The organism is Paenibacillus sp. KS1 (assembly GCF_001680695.1).
Taxonomy (GTDB): Bacteria; Bacillota; Bacilli; order Paenibacillales; family Paenibacillaceae; genus Paenibacillus_B; species Paenibacillus_B suaedae.
In genome coordinates, this window is record NZ_MAIS01000157.1 from 1 (window position 1) to 5,781 (window position 5,781).

A 5,781-nucleotide genomic window follows, 5' to 3' on the forward strand; every position below is an offset into this window, starting at 1 on the left:
CTTCCCGTTAAGAGGTGTGTTCCGTCATCCGACTATCGAGGAGATGTCTCAAGCAATCTCGCAAATGGAGACCTCATTGTATACAGCCATTCCGATTGCCGAGGAGCAAGAATACTACCCGTTATCTTCGGCTCAGTTGCGACTCTATATCATGAGCCAGCTGGAAGGAAGCGAGCTCAGCTACAATATGCCTGGCATGCTGGTGCTTGAAGGACAGCTGAATCGAGATCAATTCCAGACAGCATTTTTGAAGCTCATCGCTCGTCACGAGACTTTACGTACTGGCTTTGAGATGGTAGACGGCGAGCCGATGCAGCGCATCCATCGCAATACGGAATTCGCTATTGACTACAGACAGGCATCCGAGGACGAAGTTCCGGAGATGATTGGACAATTTATCCGACAGTTCGACCTGGAGCAGCCGCCATTATTGCGGGTCGGGTTGTTCGAAGTTGGGCAGGATCGGCATATTCTCGTCTTTGATATGCACCATATCATTTCTGATGGTGCCTCAATGAGCAATTTAGTTGATGAATTTACTCGATTGTATGCGAATGAAGAACGGCCGCCGCTGCGTATCCAGTACAAGGATTATGCGGTATGGCAGCAGGCGAGTGAGAATCTTGAGAGGCTGAAGCACCAAGAAGACTATTGGATGAGTATGCTGCAAGGCGATCTTCCGAACACAGAGTTGCCGTTGGATTATGATAGAGCGGCGGTTCGCAGCTTCGAAGGGGAGCAGATCGAATTCGAAATTAACCCGGTTGTGACGGGCCAGCTGAACCAACTTGCTTCTAATCATGAGTGCACGCTGTACATGGTCTTATTGTCCGCCTATCAGATTCTGTTATCCAAATATTGCGGTCAGGATGACATTATTGTCGGTACTCCTGTTGCGGGTCGCAATCATGCCGATTTGGAGCCATTGATCGGTATGTTCGTCAATACCCTCGCGATTCGTAACCGTCCGCAGGGCGATAAAACGTTCCAATCGTTTTTGGCAGAGGTGAAAGAGTCAACATTAGGGGCATTCGAACATCAGGAGTATCCATTCGAGGAACTGATTGACCTCTTGAAGCTGCAGTGGGAGACAAGCCGCAATCCATTGTTCGATACGGTGTTCGTCCTCCAGAATACGGAGGAGCGTGAAGCCGGAATCGGTGGATTGACGATATCGCCTTACGTGACAGATGACTCGGTCAGCGCGAAGTTCGATCTGACGCTGTCTGTATCGGAAGAAGACGATGGTATGAAGGGAAGCTTCCTGTATGCTTCCAAGCTGTTCAAAGCAGCTGGCATACACAGAATGATGAGGGATTACTTGTCAATACTGTCCCAAGTATGCGAGAACCCTCGCATCCGCATTCAAGATATTTCGATAAGTGGACAGCAGACACAGGAAAAGAGCAAGATCGACACGATTGAGTTCGCGTTCTAAAATGTGCTGGCAGCAGGTATTGCGGTAAGGCAGCAACGCCTTAACCGCCTCCACCCAGAGAAACCGCGCTTATCGAACGATCATAGCTAGGGTTGCAGCTCTATCAATTTGGTTAACTAGGTCCACAACCTTGTTCTACATTTGTACATGTACACAAGCGATACATGCTGTACTTGGAATTTATGTAATTGCGGGAGCGCGTGCCCGCTGTGGGGACGCGCTCTTCTATTCCATTACACCCGTTAAGACAGGGAGGTTCACGAATGAAGTCGGTATATGAGAAAGAAGAAGCCTATTGGAATGGAATGTTTGATTCGGATGACAGCATGAGCATCTTGCCATATTGCAGTACACACGGAAGAGAAGCGAACGCGGATACGAATGCCGCCAAAGTGTCTATGATCCGTTCACTCCCAACAGATCTGTCAGACAGAATGAACACTCTTGCGAACGGTTCGGATGTTGCCCTGTACATGATTGGATTGGCAGGGGCCACTTGCTTGCTCCACCATTATACGAACCGAGAAAATGTGCTTGTAGGCATGCCGACAATAGATGAATCGGAAGATGACTCATCACCTCGTGACGTACTCATTATGAAGACGAATTTGTCACGCGAAAGCAGCTTCCGTTCCGTATTGGGGTCAATCAAGACAGCCGTCGGAGGAGCATTGGAGCATCGTCATCTTCCGTTTCGGAAAATGGTACACAACCTAAACCTGGAGATGGACACGAACGGACTTCCGGTGATGAATACGGTAGTGTCTTATTCAGCTATACATACCGCTTCTATCGACCTTAGCGTCAGCTCCGACGTCATATTCCGATTCGATGCGAAGGACGATGGCCTTCATTTGGAGGTGCTTTATGATGAAAGCCGCTATGATGCCTCCTATATTGCCACTCTATTCGAACATTTTTTCCGACTGCTTCATTTTGTGTTATTCCAGCCAGACCAGCCTATCGGCAATGCCGTGTTATTGTCCGAAGATGAGAAGCATCGCCTGCTTCATGAATTTAATGACGTGTGGACGGATTTCCCTCGTCAAGCAACACTACATCAGTTCATTGAGGAACATGCGGAGCGACAGCCAGAGGCAATCGCGGTTTCTTATGAAGATACCAAGCTGACGTATCGTGAGCTGAATACCCGGGCGAATCGCCTTGCCAGAACACTTAGATCTGAAGGTGTGCAGCCAGAAGCGCTAGTTGGGCTCATGGCTGAAAGATCGATCGACATGATTGTTGGGATGCTTGCCGTTTTGAAGGCGGGAGGCGGCTACGTCGCGATTGATCCGGAGTATCCGGAGGAGCGCGTTCGCTACATGCTGGAAGATTCGGGTGCTCGTGTCATTCTGGTTCAGCAGCATTTGCAGAATCGTGTGCCAAATACGGAATCAGCAGCTAGACTCCTTATACTTGACGATGAGCAGTCTTATCATGAGGATGCTTCGAAGTTGGAATCGAAGAGTACAGCTGTAGATTTGGCTTGCGTCATCTACACTTCGGGGACAACGGGTAATCCCAAAGGTAACCTGACGACACACCGCAATATCGTACGCATCGTGAAGAATACCAACTATATCGAAATTACGGAGCAGGATAAGGTACTGCAATTATCGAGTTATTCTTTCGATGGCTCCGCATTCGATATTTTCGGGGCATTAACGAATGGGTCCCAACTGGTTCTTGTTCCTCATCATACATTGCTTGATGCACGCAAGCTGGCGGAGCTGATCGAAACGGAACAAATATCGGTCATGCTGATTACTACCGCTTATTTCAATGTTCTTGTTGACGTAAACGTATCCTGTCTGCGTCATATCCGCGCGATATTGTTCGGAGGCGAGCGCTCCTCTGTCGCGCATGTGCGTAAAGCACTTGAACAGACAGGTCCGGGAAGACTAAAGCATGCCTACGGCCCTTCTGAAAGCACGGTATATGCGACATGGCATGATGTGACAGAGATTCCGGAGCGAGCCGTAAGTGTACCGATCGGTCGTCCAATCAGTAATACAGCCATTTATATCGTCAATGAACGAAATGATTTACAGCCGATAGGGGTATCCGGTGAGCTGTGTGTAGCGGGAGAAGGGTTAGTTCGCGGATATTTGAACCGTCCAGAACTGACTGCACAGAAATTCGTTGATAATCCGTTCGTACCGGGAGAGCGCATGTATCGTACTGGGGACTTGGCGAGATGGCTGCCGGACGGAACGATTGAATACGTTGGCCGAATGGATGATCAGGTGAAAATCAGAGGCCATCGCATCGAGATTGGGGAAGTAGAGGCGCAGCTTCTCAAAGTGGCGCCGATTCAGAAGGCGACGATTGTCGTCCGAGGCCGCGAGGACGGAGAGAAGCAGCTGTGCGCATATTATGTAGCAGATCGTCTGCTTCCTGCAGGCGAGATTAGAACAATGCTTGCCAAAGAACTGCCTAGTTATATGATTCCGGCATACTTCATTCAGCTTGAACAGATGCCGTTGACGACTAACGGCAAGGTAGATCGCAAAGCCCTGCCAGAACCGGAAGAGCACGTACAAGCAGAGACGGAATATGTGGCGCCTAGAAGTGAACAGGAAATTCGGCTTGCGAGAGTCTGGCAGGAAGTGCTCGGTCTAAGCCGAGTCGGTGCAAAGGATCATTTCTTCGAGCTGGGCGGCCATTCATTACGAGCGACGACACTGGTCAGCAAGCTGCACAAAGAAGAGAATATCAGCCTGTCTCTGCGCGATGTGTTCCGCAATCCTACTTTGGAAGCGATGGCCGCGCTCATGGAAGATGCTCAAGGACGCAAATTCGCACCCATCCCGACAGTTGAGGAGAAGGATGTATATCCGGTATCTTCGGTGCAGAAGCGATTGTTCATTTTGCATCAGCTGGAAGGAGCTGAGCAGAGCTATAACATGCCAGGGGCATTACTGCTTGAGGGTGATGTTGACCGGAACCGATTGGAGTATGCATTCCGTCAGCTGATCACACGTCACGAAACGCTTCGCACCGGCTTTGAAATGGTGAATGGAGAACCTGTGCAGCGCATTTATCCGACAGTTGATTTTGTAGTGGAAGAGATGTCAGCCCTGGAAAGGTCGGAAGTCGAGGAGCAAATCCGGCAATTCATTCGCGCTTTCGATCTGTCCACAGCGCCACTGTTCAGGGCGGGGCTGATTGAGCTTGCTCCTCAGCGTCACATTCTCCTGTTCGACATGCACCATATCATTTCGGACGGCACGTCAATTGGCATTATGATCGAGGAATTCACAAGCTTATACAGTGGGAATGAGCTTGAGCCGCTTCGCATTCAGTACAAGGACTTTGCTGCGTGGCAGCGTTCCGAGGAGCAGATCGAGCAGTTGAAGCGCCAAGAAACTTATTGGTTGCAGCAAATGGAAGGCGTACTTCCTGTGCTTGAGCTGCCTACTGATTATGTACGTCCTGCTGTACAGAGTCATGATGGTGCGCTGTTCGAGTTCTCGCTTGATCGCGAGCAGAGCCAAGACTTGAGGAAATTAGCCGCCGATACGAGAACGACCTTGTACATGGTGCTGCTAGCGGCATACACGATCATCCTTCACAAGTATTCAGGCCAGGAAGACATTGTTGTAGGAACACCGATTGCGGGTCGAACGCATGACGATGTGCAGCCGCTTATCGGTATGTTCGTCAACACGCTGGCGATTCGCAATTATCCTTCAGGATCCAAGTCTGTGCTTACCTACTTGGAGGAAATCAAAGAAACGACGCTGGGAGCGTTCGAGCATCAGGACTATCCGTTCGAGGAACTCGTGGAGAACGTGCAAATTTCGCGAGATATGAGTCGTCATCCGGTGTTCGACACGATGTTCGCCCTTGAGAATACAGAGCATCGGGAATTCGATCTGGATGGACTTCAGGTGAAGCCATACGGTGCTGAATACGGCATGGCTAAGTTCGACTTGAATCTGACCGTAACAGAAGATGGCGATGGACTCTACTGCACCATGGAGTATGCTACGGCATTGTACAATCGCTCGACGATCGAAAGGCTTTGCGGCCATTTCCTGCAGGTCGTTGGAAGCATGACTCATAATCCGCAAGCAGCAATCTCATCACTGCAAATGGTAACCAGCGAGGAGAAGGCTCAACTGCAACATGAATTCAATGGTACGGTTATGGAGTACTCAAGTGACAAGACGGTTCATGAACTGTTTGCGGAACAGGTGGAGCGGACGCCGGAAGCTGTCGCTGTTGTCTCAGGCAGCGAGCAATTGAGTTACCGAGATCTTAACCGGAAGGCGAATCAGCTTGCGTGGAAGCTGCGTGAGTATGGTGTGACCGCAGAGCAGCCTGTCGGCATTATT

At 49.9% G+C, this 5,781-nt stretch carries 2 protein-coding genes; both read left to right on the plus strand.

Annotated features, from left to right (window positions below; genetic code table 11):
- A partial coding sequence (locus tag BBG47_RS26940; protein WP_254659945.1) for a condensation domain-containing protein occupies nucleotides 1-1,438 on the plus strand: 1,438 nt, incomplete at its 5' end.
- A gap of 263 nt (nucleotides 1,439-1,701) precedes the next feature.
- The coding region (locus BBG47_RS26945; RefSeq protein ID WP_139070794.1) for a non-ribosomal peptide synthetase at nucleotides 1,702-5,781 on the plus strand (4,080 nt) is incomplete at its 3' end.